This is a genomic window from Pseudomonas sp. PH1b, from assembly GCF_000633395.1.
In the GTDB taxonomy this organism is placed as follows: Bacteria; Pseudomonadota; Gammaproteobacteria; order Pseudomonadales; family Pseudomonadaceae; genus Aquipseudomonas.
The window spans coordinates 396,068-414,008 of the sequence record NZ_AYMU01000011.1 but is presented as its reverse complement, the minus strand read 5'-3'; the positions used below and the strand labels follow the sequence as shown (position 1 = coordinate 414,008).

The 17,941-nt window shown below is 67.8% G+C and carries 12 protein-coding genes; all 12 read left to right on the top strand.

From position 1 onward, the window contains the following. The first annotated feature begins 234 nt into the window (after nt 1-234). The 12 genes from U873_RS0120660 (at nt 235) to U873_RS0120605 (ending at nt 17,888) form a co-directional block, all read left to right on the top strand. Nucleotides 235-1,194, top strand: a complete 960-nt coding sequence (locus tag U873_RS0120660; protein WP_025130052.1) for a MoxR family ATPase — start codon at nt 235-237, stop codon at nt 1,192-1,194. Between the two features lie 5 nt (nt 1,195-1,199). After that, nucleotides 1,200-2,141 (top strand): DUF58 domain-containing protein, encoded by a 942-nt coding sequence (locus tag U873_RS0120655; RefSeq protein ID WP_025130051.1) that lies wholly within the window; start codon nt 1,200-1,202, stop codon nt 2,139-2,141. Next, entirely contained in the window at nt 2,138-2,632 is a 495-nt protein-coding gene (locus tag U873_RS0120650; RefSeq protein WP_025130050.1) for a DUF4381 domain-containing protein, read from the top strand. Before U873_RS0120655 ends, U873_RS0120650 begins: the two co-directional genes overlap by 4 nt. Further along, on the top strand, nt 2,625-3,701 hold the full coding sequence (locus tag U873_RS0120645; protein WP_025130049.1) for a VWA domain-containing protein: 1,077 nt from the start codon (nt 2,625-2,627) through the stop codon (nt 3,699-3,701). The genes U873_RS0120650 and U873_RS0120645 overlap by 8 nt, the downstream gene beginning before the upstream one ends. Then, the gene (locus U873_RS0120640; RefSeq protein WP_025130048.1) at nt 3,698-5,437 is read left to right on the top strand and encodes a VWA domain-containing protein; all 1,740 of its coding nucleotides are present in this window, start codon (nt 3,698-3,700) and stop codon (nt 5,435-5,437) included. Before U873_RS0120645 ends, U873_RS0120640 begins: the two co-directional genes overlap by 4 nt. Continuing rightward, a complete protein-coding gene (locus U873_RS0120635; protein WP_025130047.1) occupies nt 5,434-7,068 on the top strand; it encodes a BatD family protein in 1,635 nt (544 codons plus the stop codon). Before U873_RS0120640 ends, U873_RS0120635 begins: the two co-directional genes overlap by 4 nt. Before the next feature lie 248 nt (nt 7,069-7,316). Beyond that, nucleotides 7,317-9,062, top strand: a complete 1,746-nt coding sequence (locus tag U873_RS0120630) for a hydantoinase B/oxoprolinase family protein (protein ID WP_025130046.1) — start codon at nt 7,317-7,319, stop codon at nt 9,060-9,062. 23 nt (nt 9,063-9,085) lie between these two features. After that, nucleotides 9,086-11,176, top strand: a complete 2,091-nt coding sequence (locus U873_RS0120625; RefSeq protein WP_025130045.1) for a hydantoinase/oxoprolinase family protein — start codon at nt 9,086-9,088, stop codon at nt 11,174-11,176. Between the two features lie 99 nt (nt 11,177-11,275). Then, on the top strand, nt 11,276-12,247 hold the full coding sequence (locus tag U873_RS0120620; RefSeq protein ID WP_025130044.1) for a helix-turn-helix domain-containing protein: 972 nt from the start codon (nt 11,276-11,278) through the stop codon (nt 12,245-12,247). A 135-nt stretch (nt 12,248-12,382) separates the two neighbouring features. Then, nucleotides 12,383-13,627, top strand: a complete 1,245-nt coding sequence (locus U873_RS0120615) for an exonuclease SbcCD subunit D C-terminal domain-containing protein (RefSeq protein ID WP_025130043.1) — start codon at nt 12,383-12,385, stop codon at nt 13,625-13,627. Continuing rightward, on the top strand, nt 13,624-17,265 hold the full coding sequence (locus U873_RS0120610; protein ID WP_025130042.1) for an AAA family ATPase: 3,642 nt from the start codon (nt 13,624-13,626) through the stop codon (nt 17,263-17,265). The genes U873_RS0120615 and U873_RS0120610 overlap by 4 nt, the downstream gene beginning before the upstream one ends. Next, on the top strand, nt 17,262-17,888 hold the full coding sequence (locus U873_RS0120605) for a glutathione S-transferase (RefSeq protein ID WP_025130041.1): 627 nt from the start codon (nt 17,262-17,264) through the stop codon (nt 17,886-17,888). The genes U873_RS0120610 and U873_RS0120605 overlap by 4 nt, the downstream gene beginning before the upstream one ends. The last annotated feature ends 53 nt before the right edge of the window (nt 17,889-17,941 follow it).

The window sequence follows — 17,941 nt, the reverse complement described above, 5'->3', positions numbered from 1 at the left end:
TTGCCAGCGAAGAGGCCCGCACGCCCCACGCACACCCCAAGCCCCCCTTCGCAAGCAGAGCCCCCCGCAGGGAGCACCAGGCAAGGGCTGCAAAAAAACACGGAATTTTTCGACTAATTGGCTAAATCAGGTTTTCCCCGTTAGTCGCCGACCCCCGCTATGGATTAAAGTATCGCCCCCAGCCCCGGCGTTATTCGACCGCCCGTGGCGCACCCTCTGCAGGAACCGTCACCGATGGAACATCGTGAAGCGCTCTTGGCGCTGCGAACCTTTCTTTCAACGCAGATTCTCGGCCAGGAAAAACTCATCGAGCGCTTGCTCATCGCCCTGCTCGCCGACGGCCACATGCTGGTCGAGGGCGCTCCGGGCCTGGCCAAGACCAAGGCCATCAAAGAGTTGGCCGAAGGCATTGAAGCGCAATTCCATCGGATCCAGTTCACCCCCGACCTGCTGCCCGCCGACATCACCGGCACCGAGATCTATCGCCCGGAAACCGGCAGCTTCGTGTTCCAGCAAGGCCCGATCTTCCACAACCTGGTGCTGGCGGACGAAATCAACCGCGCCCCGGCCAAGGTCCAGTCGGCGCTGCTGGAAGCCATGGCCGAACGCCAGGTCAGTGTCGGGCGCAGCACCTATGAACTGTCGCCACTGTTTTTGGTGATGGCGACCCAGAACCCCATCGAGCAGGAAGGCACCTACCCGCTGCCCGAAGCCCAGCTCGACCGCTTCCTGATGCACGTCAAGATCGGCTTCCCGGATGCCGCCGTCGAGCGCCGCATCCTCCAGCAGGCCCGGGGCGAAGCCCTGAACGGCGAGACCAAGCCCGAGCGCCGGGTCAGCCAGCAGGCGATCTTCGCCGCGCGCAAGGAAATCCTCGGCCTGTACATGGCCGACGCGGTGGAGGAGTACCTGGTACAGCTGGTGATGGCCACCCGCACCCCGGGCAAGTTCGACCCGGAGCTGGCGGAGTGGATCGCCTACGGCGCCAGCCCCCGCGGCTCCATCGCCCTGGACCGTTGCGCCCGGGCCCACGCCTGGCTGGCCGGGCGCGATTTCGTCAGCCCGGAAGACATCCAGGCCGTGCTGTTCGACGTGCTGCGCCATCGCATCATCCTGTCCTTCGAGGCGGAAGCCGCCGGCATCGACCAGGACCGGGTGGTCCAGCGCATCCTCGACGTCGTTGCCGTCGCCTGACCCCCATGACCCTAGCCAGCGCCGAACCCGGCATCCGCATTACCCTTGGCGAGTTGATCGAGATGCGCCATCGCGTGCGCGAGGTGCAGCTGTTCTCGACCCCAAGCCAGCGCAGCCCGCTGATCGGCCTGCACCACTCCAAGCTGCGCGGGCGCGGGGTGGATTTCGACCAGGTGCGGGTCTACCAGGCCGGCGATGACGTGCGCACCATCGACTGGCGGGTCACCGCACGCACCCAGGAGCCGCACACCAAGCTGTTCCATGAGGAGCGCGAGCGGCCGATCTTCATCATGGTCGAGCAGAGTCGCCAGCTGTTCTTCGGCTCCGGGCTGATGTTCAAGTCGGTGCTCGCGGCCCAGGCCGCCGCGCTGATCGGCTGGGCCGCCCTGGGCCACAACGACCGGGTCGGCGGCCTGGTGTACGGCGACGACGAGCACTATGAGATCAAGCCCCGGCGCAGCAAGCAGAGCCTGCTGCAACTGCTCAACCGCCTGGTGCGGGTCAACCAGTCGCTGCACGCCGATACCCAACCCCAGCGCGACGCCCTGGGCACCGCCCTGCTGCGCGGCCGCGAGGTGCTGCGCCCCGGCAGCCTGGTGATCGTCATCTGCGATGAGCGCGCCCTGAGCGACGCCGCCGAGCAGCAACTGAGCCTGCTGTCCCGGCACTGCGACCTGCTGCTGATGCCGCTGTCCGATCCCCTGGACCACGCCCTGCCCGCCGCCGGCCTGCTGCGCTTCGCCGAACGCGGTGCGCAGCTGGAGCTCGATACCCTGAACTACGACCTGCGCCAGGCCTACCGGGCCATGAGCGAAGCGCGCATTGCCCGTTGGGAACGCCTGGCGCAGAAACTGCGGGTGCTGCTGATGCCCCTGAGCACCCAGAGCGAGATGGTCGAGCAGCTGCGCGAGTACCTCAACCCCAAGCGTCCGGGAGCCGGACGATGAGCAGCCTGGAACAACTGCAGCCCTTGCTGCTGCCTCCTGCGGTGAGCCTGTGGCCGCCGGCGCCGGGCTGGTGGCTGCTGCTGGTGTTGCTGCCCCTGCTGGGCCTGGCCCTCTGGCGCTGGCGCCACCTGTGGCCGCGCAAGGCCGCCGTGCCCCGTGGCGAACAACCCCTGGACCCGGTGCGCCTGGCTGCCCTGGCGGAGCTGGCACTGCTGCCCAAGCCCTATGACGGCGCCCCCGCCGGGGCCTGGTTGCAGGCCCTCAACGGCCTGCTCAAGCGCCTGTGCCGCAACCACTATCCCTACAGCCAGAGCCACACCCTCAACGGCCGCAAATGGTTGGCGTTTCTCGACAACCGCTGCCCCGCCGCCGGCCTGACCCGCTGGATGGTGCTGGTAGAGGGCGCCTACAAACCCGAGTGCAAGCTCGACGACAAAGCCATCGCCGGCCTGACCCAGGCGGTGGACACCTGGATTCGCAAGCATGTTTGAGTTCGCCTGGCCGTGGATCTTCGCCCTGTTGCCCCTGCCCTGGCTGCTGCGCCGGGTGCTGCCGGTGGCCGACAGCGGCGAGCCGGCGCTCAAGATCAGCTTCCTCACTGAACTCGAAGGCCTGTCCAAGCGCCGTGCCCGCGCCCACCTGCCTTCCTGGCGCCAGCAGGCACGCTTCATCCTGCTGTGGGTCTTGCTGTTGCTCGCTGCGGCACGTCCGCAGTGGCTGGGGGACCCCTTGCCGGTGGCCGCCAGTGGCCGCGACCTGCTGGTGGCGGTGGACGTGTCCGGCTCCATGGATTTTCCCGACATGCAATGGCAAGGCGACGACATCAGCCGCCTGGACCTGGTCAAGAACCTGCTGGGGGACTTTCTCGAACACCGCGAGGGCGACCGGGTCGGCCTGATCCTGTTTGGCAGCAAGGCCTACCTGCAGGCACCGCTGACCTTCGACCGGCACACGGTGCGGGTCTGGCTGGATGAGGCGAAGATCGGCATCGCCGGCAAGAACACCGCCATCGGCGATGCCATCGGCCTGGCCCTCAAGCGCTTGCGCCAGCGTCCGGCCCAGAGCCGGGTGCTGATCCTGGTCACCGACGGCGCCAACAACGGCGGCGAGATCGCACCGATCACCGCCGCCCGGCTGGCGGCCGAGGAAGGGGTGAAGATCTACCCCATCGGCATCGGCGCGGACCCGGAGCAGAGCGCCACCCTCGGCGTGCTCGGGGTCAACCCGAGCCTGGACCTGGACGAACCGGCCCTCAAGGAACTGGCACAGGTCACCGGCGGCCGCTATTTCCGTGCCCGTGACGGCCAGGAACTGCAGGCGATCAAGGACACCCTCGACCAACTGGAGCCCGTGGCCCAGCAACCGACCCAGGCCCGCCCGGCCCAGGCCCTGTATCACTGGCCCCTGGCTGCGGCGCTGTTTTTGAGCCTGTTGCTGGTGCTGCGCGAGCGCTGGCCGGACAACCCGTTGCAGCGGTTGTTTTCCCGCCCGCACTTTCTCCAGCCGTCCCATGACTGGCGCCAGCGGCTCAAGCGCCTGCGCCTGCGGAGGCGCCGATGATCAGCCTCTGGCCCCATTGGTTCCGGCCGTACTGGCTACTGGTGCTGCCGTTGCTGGCGCTGCTGCTGTGGCAACTCTGGCACCGGCAGAAACGCGCCGGGCGCTGGCAGATGATCCTGCCACCGGCCTTCCACGCGGCCCTGCTCAGTGGCGGCAATGGCCGCGAAAGCAAGCTGCCCTGGATCGCCCTGGGGCTGGCCTGGCTGCTGGCGGTACTGGCCTTGCTGGGCCCCAGCTGGCAACGGGTGGAACAGACCAGCCAGAAACCCGCCGACCCCTTGGTGGTGGTGCTGGAACTGACCCCGCAGATGCTGGCCGACGACGTGCCGCCCAACCGCCTGGAACAGGCCCGGCACAAGCTGCTGGACCTGCTGGCACTGCGCAGCGACGCGCAAACCGCGATCGTGGTCTATGCCGGTAGCGCCCACACCCTGGTGCCGCTGTCCGACGACCTGGCCACCAGCCGCAACCTGCTGGACGCCCTCAAGCCGTCGATCATGCCCCAGCCCGGCCAGCGCGCCGACCTGGCCCTGCGCAAGGCCCTGGACCTGCTCGCCCAGGGCGCCCTGGGCCAGGGCCGGGTGCTGCTGATGGCCTCGTCCCTCAACGAACAGGAACGCCAAGGCATCCGCCAGGCCCTGGACGGCGAGGCGCCACAGTTGCTGATGCTCGGCATCGGCAGCCGCGACGGCGCTCCGGTGGCCCTGGAAGACGGCAGTTATCTCAAGGACGACCAGGGCGCGATCCTGGTGTCGCGCCTGGACAGCCCGACCCTCAAGCAGTTCATCGGCGATGTCGGTGGCCGCTACCGCCAGGCCCGCCTGGACGACAGCGACCTGCGCGGCCTGGGCCTGCTGGGCAGCCCCCAGGGCGTGCGCAGCGATGGCCAGACCCTGCGCCTGGACACCTGGGCCGACCAGGGCTACTGGCTGCTGCTGCCACTGTTGCTGCTGGCGGCCTGCGCCGGGCGCCGTGGCTGGCTGTTCTGCCTGCCGCTGCTGCTGTTGGCCGTGCCGCAACCCAGCTACGCCTTCGACTTCAACGACCTGTGGCTGCGCCCCGACCAGCAGGGCCAGCGCCTGCTGGAGCAGCAGCGCCCGGCCGAAGCGGCGCGGCATTTCCAGGACCCGCAATGGCAAGGCGTGGCCTTGTATGAAGCGGGCAACTACAATGCCGCCGCCGAGCGCTTTGCCGAAGGCAACGATGCCCGCGCCCACTACAATCGCGGGAATGCCCTGGCCCGCAGTGGCGAGCTGGAAGCCGCCATCGACGCCTACGAGCAAGCCCTGGAACGCCAACCGGACCTGCAACCGGCACTGCAGAACAAGGCCCTGGTGGAAAGCCTGCTGCAACAGCAGCACGCCGTCGAGCCAGCGCCGCCGGAGAAAGCCCAAGACCCCGACAGCGACGACAACCGGCCCGGCCCCAGCAGCACCGCCAACCCGCCACCGGCCGCCAGCGACACACCCGGCACTCCCGGCGAAGCACCGGCCGGCGAGGGTGAAGAACCGGCGCCGCCGCCTCCGGGCAACGGCCACAGTGAAGTACCCGGCAGCGAGCTCGACGACCAGCACACCACCACCCCGCTGCGTCCGGTGGAGGACGGTCTGGATGCCGAGCACCAGCAGGCGCTGGAACAATGGCTGCGCAAGATCCCGGACGATCCGGGAGAACTGCTGAGGCGTAAATTCTGGTACGAACAGCAACAACATCAGGATCAGGGAAAAACTCGATGACCCGCTGCACCGCCCTTCTGCTCGCCCTCGCGCTCTGGACTGCCTCGTCCCAGGCTGCCGGCCTGCTCGCCAGCCTGGACCGCAGCCAGGTGAACGCCGGGGAGACCGTCGAGCTGACCCTGGAGTCCAGTGATGTCACTCAGTTCGGCAAACCCGACCTCAGCCCCCTGGAGGCGCAGTTCGAGGTGCGGGGCACGCGCCAGGTCAACCAGCTCAACACCCTGGGCGACAGCCACGCCAGCACCCGCTGGATCATCACCCTGCTGCCACGCCGCACCGGCACCTTGCAGATCGCCCCGCTGCAACTGGGCAACCTGCAAAGCCAGGCGCTGAGCCTGCAGGTCAACGCCAGCCCGGCCCAGGAACAGCAGACGCGCCTGGAACCGGTGTTCATCGAGGCCGAGCTTGACCAGCCCCAGGTCTACGTCCAGGCCCAGGCCCTGCTGACCCTGCACATCTACCACTCGGTGCCGCTGTTCGACGACAGCAGCCTGAGCCCGCTGCTGCTCAACGACGCCCGGGTCGAGCAACTGGGGGAACCGCGCACCTACGAAAAACTCATCAACGGCGTGCGCCATGGGGTGATCGAGATGCGCTACGCGGTCTATCCCCAGCGCAGCGGCCCGTTGCAAATCCCGGCGCTGACCTTCAGCGCCACCCTGGCCAACCCGCCCAACGACCAGGAGTCGGCGCCCCAGACTCCCAGGCCCGGCAAGTTGATCCATGTCGCCTCCAAGGCGCTGTCCCTTGACGTCATGCCCAAGCCCGCCAGCTACCCCGCCGACACCCCCTGGCTGCCGGCCCGAGAGCTGAGCCTGAGTGAAAGCTGGAGTCCCGAGCCGGACCAGCCCCAGGTCGGCGACTCCCTGACCCGCACCCTGACCCTGCGCGCCCAGGGGCTGTCCAGCGCCCAACTGCCACCGCTGCCCCTGGCCGAAGTCAACGGCCTGCGCAGCTACCCGGACCAGCCGCAACTGAGCAACCAGCACGTCGAACAGGGCCTGCTGGGGATCCGCGAAGAGCGCCAGGCCCTGGTGCCGACCCGCACCGGCCTGGTCGAACTGCCGGCCCTGGAAGTGACCTGGTGGAACACCCAGGACAACCGCCTGGAAGTCAGCAGCCTGCCGGCCCACAGTCTGCAGGTGGCGAACAACCCGAGCCTGGTGGTGGACACCCCGGCCGGCACGCCCCAGGCCAGTGTCGACAATAGCGAACTGTGGCCCTGGCAACTGAGCACCCTGCTGCTGGCCTGCACCAGCCTGCTGGGTTTCGGCCTGTGGTGGCGCGCCCGCTCGCAACCGGCGGTGCTGCGCGCGGCGCAGACCGGCCCCAGCCCCCGCTCGCTGCTCGACGACCTCAAGCGTGCCTGCCAGGCCAACGACCCGCAGGCCACCCGCCAGGCCCTGGACGCCTGGGCCCGCCAGCAGCCGGAAACCCTGGCCGAAATGGCGGCACGCTTCATCCCCCTGTCCGATGCCCTGGACGGCCTCAACGGCGCCCTCTACAGCGAAACCGGCCAGTACTGGCAAGGTGAGGAACTGTGGCGTGCGATCCGCGCCATCCCGATCGCCGAACGGGTCCAGGACCCGGTGGCAGACACCACCAGCCTGCCGCCGCTGTACCCCAAGTAACCCGCCTTCCGCGCCCCTCTCTCCCACGTAGGAGCCGGCTTGCCGGCGAAGGCGCTCTTGCGGGGCCCTTCGCTGGCAAGCCAGCTCCTACAGCGCGTGGCCCCACATTCAGCAGGGGCGACAGTGCACCAGAACGCAAAAAGCCCTGCACCCGGCGACAAGCCAGGGCGCCCGTCTGCGCGTAGCTTAAGGCTGTGGGCCGGACCAGCGTCCGGCCCCCCCGAGAACAACAAGAACTCAGGTGAGCCATGAGCACAGTAGATCCGATCACCCTCGCCGTGGTGCGAGGGGCGCTGGAAACCGCACAGCGTGAAATGACCCTGACCCTGGAGAAAACCGGCCGTTCCAGCGTCTTCAACCTGGCCCATGACTATTCCAACGCATTGTTCGACCACCTTCCGGAAATGGTCCTCCAGGGCCAGGACATTCCGATCCACCTCGGTTCGCTGATCCCGGCGATGAAATGCGTCGCCGGGTTCTTCGGCCAGGACATCCAGGAAGGCGACGTGATCTATCACAACGATCCGGCCTACCAGGGCAGCCATATCCTCGACTGCTGCATGTACAAGCCGGTGTTCTACCAGGGCGAGCTGGTGTTCTGGGCCGTGTGCAAGGGCCACCTCACCGATATCGGCGGCCCGGTGCCCGCCGGCTACAACCCGGACGCCAGGGAGATCTACGCCGAAGGCCTGCGGATTCCGCCGGTCAAGCTGTGGTCTGCGGGCCAGCGCCGGGAAGACGTGATCAACCTGCTGTTGACCAACATGCGTGCCCGGGCCTACCAGGAAGGCGACCTGAACGCCCAGTACGGCGCCTGCAGCGTCGGCGAGCGGCACCTGCTGGCGTTGCTCGAACGCTACGGCGTGGAGCAGGTGCGGGCCTGCATCGGCGAACTCAAGGACATGGCCGACCGGCACATGCGCGCACTGCTGCGGGAGGTGCCGGACGGCGTCTACCACGGCAGTGCGGTGCTGGAGGATTCCGGCCACGGCCTGGGCCAGTTGACCATCAACGCCCAGGTGCGGATCAGCGGCGACCAGGCCCACGTGCGCATCGACAGCCCGCCCCAGGTGCCCTACTTCATCAACTCCTATGCCGGCAACTCGGTGTCCGGGGTGTACCTGGGGCTGATGATGTTCGCCCAGGTGCCGCCGCCCTACAACGAAGGCCTGTACCGCTGCATCAGCGTCGACCTCGGTGCCCCCGGCACCCTGTGCAACGCCACGGAGCCGGCGCCCCACGTCAACAGCACCACCACCCCCATGGAGACCCTCGCCGACGCCGTGCGCCAGGCCCTGGAACAGGCGGCGCCGGAACGGGTCACCGCCTCCTGGGGGCATGCCAGCGGGATCAATATCGCCGGGCACGACCCGCGCAACGGCAACGCCGAGTACGTGACCATGGTCCTGGCCTCGATCATCTCCGGGGCCGGGGCCAACCAGGCCATGGACGGCTGGCCGGCCTGCGGGCCGCTGTGCTGCTTCGGCGCCCTGATGTCCGGGGACATCGAACTGCTGGAGTACGCCTACCCGATCCTCATCCACCGCTACAGCCTGATCACCGACAGCGGCGGCGCCGGGCAGTATCGCGGTGGCTCGGGCACCCGCATCGACATCGAACCGTTGCAGCACCCGATGACCGTGGTGGGCTTCGGCGAAGGCCGGCAGCTGCCCACCGCCGGAGCTGCCGGGGCTCGCAACGGCCTGTTGCCGCCCAAGCTCGGGCGCTTGATCCATCGCCGTGCCGATGGCCAGGAACAGAGCTACCAGCACAACGCCCAGTTGACCGCGCAACCCGGTGAGCGGGTGATCAACTGCAACCCCGGCGGCGGCGGTTATGGCGACCCCTTCCAACGCCCCCTGGAACGCGTTGCCGAAGACCTGCGCAACGGCCTGATCTCCACCGCCGGCGCACGCCTGGACTATGGCGTGGTGTTCGACGCCGAGCAGCAGTTGGACCACGACGCCACCCGCGCCCTGCGCGCCCGCCCCTGAGCCGAACCCACGGAGCATTTGCCATGACCAAGCAACACTATCGCCTGGGTATCGACGCCGGCGGCACCTTCACCGATTTCATCCTCGCCGACCACAGCGGCCATGTGCAGCTGTTCAAGGCCCCCTCGACCCCGGAGGACGGCACCCTGGCGATCCGCAACGGCCTGGCACAGATCGCCGATGCCATTGGCCGCAGCCCGGCAGAGATCATTGCCGACTGCGACCTGTGCATCAACGGCACCACCGTGGCCCTCAATGCCCTGATCGAGAAGACCGGGGCCAAGGTCGGCCTGCTGTGCACCCTGGGCCACGAAGACAGCCTGGAGATTCGCCTGGGGCACAAGGAGGACGGCCATCGCTACGACGCCAGCTACCCTCCCGCCCACATGCTGGTACCGCGCCACCTGCGCCGGCCCATCGGCGGGCGGATGCGCAGCGACGGCGTGGAGCACGCCCCTCTGGACGAAGCGGCGATCCACGCCGCCATCGACTATTTCCGCCAGCAGGAAGTCGAGGCGGTGGCCATTTCCTTTGTCTGGTCGGTGCGCAACCCGGCCCATGAGCAGCGCGCGGCGCAGTGGGTGCGTGCGGCGCTACCCGGGGTGTTCGTCTGCACCGGCAATGAAGTGTTCCCGCAGATCCGCGAGTACACCCGCACCTCCAGCACCGTGGTCAACGCCTACCTGAGCCCGCTGATGGGCCGCTACATCCAGCGCATCGACAGCCTGTTCGAAGAGCTGGGGGCCCAACAGCCGACCCGCTACTTCCAGTCCAACGGCGGCCTGGCCCCGGGTTCGATCATGAGCACCCGGGCGGTCAACGCCATCAACTCCGGCCCGGCCTCGGCGCCCCAGGCCGGCTTGTGCGTGGCCCGGCCCTTCGGTATCGACAACGTGATCACCGTGGACATGGGCGGCACCTCCTTCGACATCACCCTGAGCCAGGGCGGGCGCACCAACTTCAGCAAGGACAGCGACTTTCTGCGCTACCGCATCGGCGTGCCGATGATCCAGGTGGAAACCCTGGGCGCCGGTGGCGGCTCCATCGCCCACCTGGACCCCTTCGGCATGCTGCAGGTCGGCCCGCGCAGCGCCGGCGCCACCCCCGGGCCGGTGTGCTACGGCAAGGGCGGCAGCGAACCCACCGTGACCGATGCCAACCTGGCCCTGGGCTACCTGGCGGACGGTGCGCTGCTGGGCGGCAGCATCCGCCTCCAGCGCCAGGCCGCACTGGACGCGATCCGCACGCGGATCGCCGAGCCCCTGGGCATCAGCGTCGAGCGCGCGGCGCTGGGGATCATCACCCTGGTCAACCTGAACATGGTCAGCGGCATTCGCCGGGTCTCGGTGGAACGCGGCTATGACCCGCGCCAGTTCGCCTTGATCGGGGCCGGGGGCGCCGCGGGCATGCACGTGATCCGCCTGGCCGAGGAGATCGGCAGCCAGGTGGTGCTGATTCCCAAGGTGGCCTCGGGGCTGTGCGCCTTCGGACAGATTCTCTCGGACATCCGCTATGACCAGTTGACCACCCTGCCCATGCGCCTGGACGACGCCCATGTGGATCTGGAGCGGCTCAACCAGGCCCTGGCGCAATTGCGCGAGCAGGGCCTGGAGAACCTGCGCCAGGACGGCTTCAGCAGCGGCAACCGGATCGATACCCAGTACACCCTGGAGATCCGCTACCTGGGGCAGATCCATGAGTGCAGCGTCGACCTGGCCAGCAACCAGCTCGACCCGGCGGGCCTGGTGGCCCTGCGCGAGGCCTTCCATGCCCGGCACAAGGTGCTGTTCTCCTACAGCGAACCCCAGAGCCCCATCGAACTGGTGAACCTGGAGTGCTCGGTGATTGCCCGCCTGCAGCATCCGCCGATGCCCGAGCTGGCGGTTGCCGACCAGCCACAGCCGGCGCAGCCTCGGGAACAGCGCTCGATGCTGTTCGATGATGCTCGCGGCTGGCAGCCGACGGCGGTGTTCGATGGCGCGCAGGTCCAGGTCGGCCAGCCCCTCACGGGCCCCTGTGTGATCGAGGAAGCCACCACCAACATCGTGGTGCCGCCGGGCTGGCAGGCAATCCTCGCGCCCTCGGCCTGCTACCGGCTGACGCCTGTCGATTGACCCTCCCGGGCTTTTACCCAAAGATGACCCTCCCCAGGCACCGTGGCTGACCACCCGGTGCCGTCCTGGCTATAAAAAACACAACGGACAGGAGTGATCATGGTTCAGCAGCTTTCCACCCGCCGTTGGCCCGACAGCCAGTGCCAGCCGCGCTGGGCCGAGGCGATCGGCAACGCCTACTTCCCCCTGTCCCTGGAGTTCAGCAGCGATGCGCGCTTCCAGGGCAACCTGCAGATCTGGGAAACCCCCAGCAGCGCCCTGGCCCTGTCCCGCCTGCGCTCCAGCCGGCTGGGCTACTCGCGCAGCAAGGCCCAGGTCAGCGACGACACCCAGGCCTGCTACCTGGTGACCATTCCGCGACGCCACGAGGTGCTGTTCGAGCAGGATGGACGCCAGCTGCAATGCCGCCCCGGCGGCTTCATCTTCGAACGGGGCGATGCGCCCTACCGCTTCCGCTATGCCAGCGACAACGACCTCTGGGTATTCAAGCTGCCGGAACAGGCCCTGCAGGGCCGGCTGCGCGGCGCCGAGCGCTACACCCGCTTCTGCTTCGATGCCCGGCGCGGGCTGGGACGGATCTTCGCCGACCAGTTGGCGATGTGCGCCGCGCGTTTCGAGGAGTGCGCCCCGGCGGCCCGGCACATGCTGCTGGAACAGGCCCTGTCGACCCTGCTGCTGACCCTGCGCCAGGACGAGCGAGTGCTCAGCAGTGAAAGTTCCAGCCTGGCCGCCCTGCACCTGCAACGCATCGAAAGCTACGTGGAGCAGCACCTGGGCTCGGCGGAGCTCAACCCCAGGCAGATCGCCAGCGCCTGCGGCATTTCCCTGCGCTACCTGCACAAGCTCTTTGCCGACCGCCCCTTCAGCCTGGGCGAATGGATTCGCCAGCAGCGCCTTTGTGCCGTGCACCGCCAACTGCGCGACGCCCACTGCCGCCTGTCGATCGGCGAGCTGGCCGCGCGCTGGGGGTTTGCCGACCAGGCTCAGTTCGCCCGGCACTTTCGCCAGCGCTTCGGCTGCACCGCCAGCGAAGTGCGCGCCGGCCAGGGCACTGCCGCACCGCGTCACTGAACGCCGGCACCTACCGGGCGGCGCCGGAGCATTTGCCACGGCGCCGGGCATGAACACGCATTTGCCAGTAAACTCTCTGCCCTTTCGCCGCGGTCACCTTCTGTGCGGCCAAGCCTTTTGCATGCGGAGCCTGCCTTGCGTCTGTTTCACACCTCCGACTGGCACCTGGGCCAGAACCTCCACGGCCAGGAACGCGACTTCGAACACGCCTGTTTCCTTGAGTGGCTGCTGCGCCAGCTCAAGCACGAGCAGCCGGATGTGCTGCTGATCGCCGGCGATATCTTCGATACGGTCAACCCGCCGGTCAAAGCCCAGGAGCGGCTCTACGACTTCATCGTCAGCGCCCACGAGCAGCAGCCGGCCCTGACCATCGTGATGATCGCCGGCAACCACGATTCCGGCTCGCGCATCGAGCTGCCGGCAGCGCTGATGCGACGCCTGCGCACCCATGCCCTGGGCCGGGTGCTGTGGCTGGATGACGGCCAGTTGGACGCCGAGCGCCTGCTGCTGCCACTGCCCGACGCCAGCGGGGCGATCGCCGGCTGGTGCCTGGCCCTGCCCTTTCTGCGGCCGGCGGAAGTCACAGGCCCACAGCTGGGCGACGACTACCTCAAGGGCATCGCCCAGGTCCATGAATGGCTGATCGCCGCGGCCAACGCCAAGCGCCAGCCAGGCCAGGCGCTGATTGCCGTGAGCCACGCGCACATGGCCGGCGGCTCGGTGTCCGAGGACTCCGAACGCAGCCTGATCATCGGCAACGCCGAGGCCCTGCCCGCCAGCCTGTTCGGCGCCGACATCAGCTACGTTGCCCTGGGCCATCTGCACAAGCCGCAGAAGGTCAACGGTGAGGAACGCATCCGCTACAGCGGCTCGCCGATCCCGCTGTCGTTTTCCGAGATCAACTACCCGCACCAGATCCTCGATGTGCGCCTGGACGGCGAGACCCTGGTCAGCGTCGAGTCGCGGCTGATTCCCCGGGCCGTCAACCTGCAACGCCTGGGCCCGGCGCCCCTGGCCGAGATGCTCCTGCAACTGGCTGAACTGCCGGACCTCGACCTGCTGGCCGAAGAACAGCGCCAGCCCTGGCTGGAAGTGCGGGTGCGCCTGGACGAGCCGCAGCCGGACCTGCGCCAGCAAGTGGAAAGCGCCCTGCAGGGCAAGGCCGTGCGCCTGGTGCGGATCGCCGCCGAATACGCCGGCAACGGCGAACACGACGCAGACGACGGCGCCAGCCAACTGCTGGAGCTGGACCAGCTCAGCCCCCAGGACCTGTTCAGCCGTGCCTGGCTCGACAGCTATGGCAGCGAGGTGGATGAACAGACCCTCAAGGACTTCGCGCAATTGCTCCAGGAAGTGCAGCACGAGGAGGAACAGCCATGAAGATCCTCGCCATCCGCCTGAAGAACCTGGCCTCCCTGGCCGGCCCCTTTGAAATCGACTTCACCGCCGAGCCCCTGGCCAGCGCCGGCCTGTTCGCCATCACCGGCCCCACCGGCGCCGGCAAGAGCACCCTGCTGGACGCCCTGTGCCTGGCGCTGTTCGGCGCCGTGCCGCGGCTGAACAACATCGCCAAGGAAAACAAGGTCCCGGATGTCGATAGCGACATCTCTACCGGCGACCCGCGCACCCTGCTGCGCCGGGGCACCGGCAACGGTTACGCCGAGGTCGACTTCGTCGGCATCGACGGCCATCGCTACCGCGCGCGCTGGGAAACCAATCGCGCCCGGGACAAGGCCAACGGCAAGCTGCAGGCCAGCAAGCAGAGCCTGCACGACCTGGACAGCAATCAACTGCTGGCCAGTGGCAAGCGCGACTACGAGCAACTGATCGAAGCCAGGCTGGGGCTCAACTTCGAACAGTTCACCCGGGCGGTGATGCTGGCCCAGAGCGAGTTCAGCGCCTTCCTCAAGGCCGACGACAAGGAGCGCAGCGAGCTCCTGGAAAAACTCACCAACACTTCGATCTACAGCCAGCTGGGGCGCCGCGCCTACAGCAAGAGCAAGGAAGCCGAAGAAGCCCACAAGACCCTCAAGGCCCAGGCCAGCGGCATCACCCCGCTGGAGCCCGAAGCCCGGGCCGAACTGGACCAGCGCTTCGACGCCGCCCAACAGCAGCTCAAGGCCCAGCAGGCGCAGCTCAAGCAACTGGAGCTGCAACACGGCTGGCTCCAGGAGCTGCAGCAGTTGCAGGCGCAGCAGCGCAACGCCGCCGAACAGCTGCAGCAGGCACAGGCCGCCTGGGCCGGCCTGGACGGCGAGCGGACCCGGCTGACGCGCCTGGAGCAACTGGCGCCGCAACGCCATCAGTTCGCCCGGCAGGTCGAGTTGAACCAGCAACTGACCCCGCTGGCCGAACAGATCCGCCAACAGCGCCTGCAACACAGCGCACAGCAACAGCACCAGGCAGAACTGCAGCAGCAACTGGGCACCGCCCAGGCCGCGCTGCTCGGCGCCCAGGCCCAGCAAAGCGCCAGCGCGCCCCTGCTGCGCGAAGCCTTTGCCGAGCAGAGCACCCTCGCCCACAAGAACAAGGCCTACGCCGAAGCCGACGCGCTCAAGAGCCAATTGCAGCAGGCCAGCGAGCAGGGCCGGCAAGGGATCCAGGCCATGCTCGAGCAGCAGAGGCAGGTGGCCGAGCGCCTGCAGCGAATTGCCGAGCAATTGCAGCACAGCACGCACCTGACGCCGCTGAGCGATGCCTGGAGCGCCTATCGCGATCGCCTGCAACAGCTGATGCTGGCCGGCAACCGCCTGAACAAGGGCCAGCAAGAGCTGCCCGGCCTGCAGCAACGGGCCAGCAGCGCGGCGCAGCAACTGGCCACGCAACGCGATGAGCTGCACCTGCTGTACAGCGAAGCCGGCGCCGAGCCCCACGCGGTGGCCGAGCAGTTGCAGATCCTCAGCGACCTGCTGCAGGACAACCGCAAGCAACAGCGCGCCTTCGAAGAGCTGGCACGCTTGTGGGCCAGCCAGCAGGAGCTGGACCAGCGCGCTGCCCAGCTGGCGGAAAAACGCCAGGCCGCCGCCCAGCAGCGCGAAGAGCTGAACCGGGCCGGCCTGCAGCGCAAGGCCGAACTGACGGTCGCCGAACAGGCCCTGGCAGTGACCCAGCAACTGCTGGAACGCCAGCGCCTGGCCCGCAGTGCCAGCGTCGAAGAATTGCGCGAGCAGTTGCAGGACGATCAGCCCTGCCCGGTCTGCGGGAGCCACGAACACCCCTATCACCAGCCCGAGGCGCTGTTACAGAGCCTGGGTCGCCATGACGCAAGCGAAGAAGCCAACGCACGCCAGGCGGTGGACGAGCTCAAGGAAAAGCTCGCCGACCTGCGCAGCCAGGTGGGTGGCCTGATCGCCCAGCAGAAGGAGTTCCTGCAGCAACAGGAGCAACTGACAACGCAGCAGCAAACCCTGGCGCCGAGCATCGAAGACCATCCGCTGGCGGCGGCGCTGCTCGACCTGGACGCTCCCCAGCGCGACGCCTGGCTGCACCAGCAGCTGAGCCAGTTGAACCAGAGCATCCAGCAGGACGAACAGCGCCAAGGCGCCCTGCTGAAACTGCAAAAGGACGCCGGGCGCCTGCAACAGCAACTGCAAGCGGCGGTCGAGGCCAGCCAGCAGGCCAGCCAACAGCTGACCCAGCAGCAACAGCAGCTGGGCGCAGATCGCCAGCGCCTGGAGGAAGAGCTGGCGGCCTTCGCCACCCTGCTGCCGGCCGACACCCTGCAAGCCCTGCGCAGCGACCCGGCGGCGACCTTCATGCAGATCGACCAGCAGGTCATGCAGCGCCTGGAACAGCTCGACCAGCACCGCGAAGAACAGCAGGAGCAGCAACAGCGCCAGCTGGCCCTGGACAAGGAACAGGACCGCCAGCAAACCCGCGAACTGCAACTGCAAGCCGCCCTGGAGCAATTCAACACCCTGGCCGAACAACAACAGGCCGCCGGCAACAAACTCGCGCAACTGCTGGGCGCGCACAGCAGCGCCGAACACTGGCAGCAGCACCTGGAACAGGCCGTCGAACAGGCCCGCACCGCCGAGGTGCTGGCCAACCAGCAGTTGCAGGAAGTCCGCAGCCTGCTGGTGCAGTTGAGCGCGCAGCTGCAAGGCAAGGAGGAGCACCTGCAGGCTCTGGAAGCCGAACAGCAGGCACTGCGCAGCAAGATCAGCGACTGGCGCCAGCAGCACCCGGAACTGGACGATGGCGAGCTGGAACAGTTGCTCAGCCTGGACGAGCAACAGGTCGCCGCCTTGCGCCAACAACTGCAAGCCCACGAAAAGGCGGTGGAACAGGCCAAGGTCCTGGTCACCGAACGCGAGCAACGCCTGCACAGCCACCAGGCCCAGCAACAGGGCCAGCTCGATGCCGAACAACTGGCCAGCGCCCTGAACGAACTGCACGGCCAGTTGGCCGCCAGCGAACAACTGAGCGCCGAATTGCGCGCCCAGCAAACCGATGACCAGCGCCGCCAAGACGCCAACCAGGCCCTGGGCCAGCAGATCGCCCAGGCCTACGCCCAATGGCAGCGCTGGGCACGGCTCAATGCCCTGATCGGCTCGGCCACCGGCGACACCTTCCGCAAGATCGCCCAGGCCTACAACCTCGACCTGCTGGTGCACCACGCCAACGCCCAGTTGCGCCAGCTGGTACGGCGCTACCGCCTCAAGCGCGGCGGCAGCATGCTCGGCCTGCTGGTGCTGGACACCGAGATGGGCGATGAAACCCGCTCGGTGCATTCGCTGTCCGGCGGCGAAACCTTCCTGGTGTCCCTGGCTCTGGCCCTGGGGCTGGCGTCCATGGCGTCGAGCACCCTGAAGATCGAGTCGCTGTTCATCGACGAAGGCTTTGGCAGCCTCGACCCCGAATCCCTGCAACTGGCCATGGACGCCCTCGACGGCCTGCAGGCCCAGGGGCGCAAGGTGGCGGTGATTTCCCACGTGCAGGAAATGCACGAACGGATTCCGGTGCAGATCCAGGTCAGCCGCCAGGGCAACGGCCTGAGCACCCTGGAGGTGAAATGAGCACACTGCAAACGCCGGGGGCGACCCTCTACTCCTTCCGCCGCTGCCCCTACGCCATGCGGGCGCGCCTGGCCCTGCGCTATGCCGGGGTGGCGTTGGAGATCATCGAGGTCAGCCTCAAGGCCAAGCCGGCGCAGATGCTGGCATTGTCGCCCAAGGGCACGGTGCCGGTGCTCAGTGTGGATGGGCGGGTGATCGAGGAGAGCCTGGAGATCATGCACTGGGCGCTGGAGCAGCAGGACCCCGAGAACTGGCGCCTTGACGGTGACCCCAAGGCCCAGGCGCAGATCACCGCGCTGATTGCCGAGAATGATCAGCAATTCAAACTGCATCTGAACCGCTACAAGTACGCCGAGCGCTATCCCGAAGCGCCCATGGAGCATTATCGGGCCCAGGGCGAGGTGTTTCTGGCGCGGCTGGATGGCCTGCTGCAAGAGCGGCGCTATCTGCTGGCCGAACATCCGAGCTTGGCGGACATGGCCGTGCTGCCGTTTGTACGGCAGTTCGCGCATGTGGACCGGGAGTGGTTTGGCAAGGCGCCCTATCCGGCGTTGCAGGGGTGGTTGCGAGGGTTGCTGGAGGGGGAGTTGTTTTTGGCGGTCATGAGTAAGGCTGGGGGCTGAGGTTTTTGGAGGATCGTCGGGTGATGCCGATGGGGTTGCTTGAGGTTGTCTGC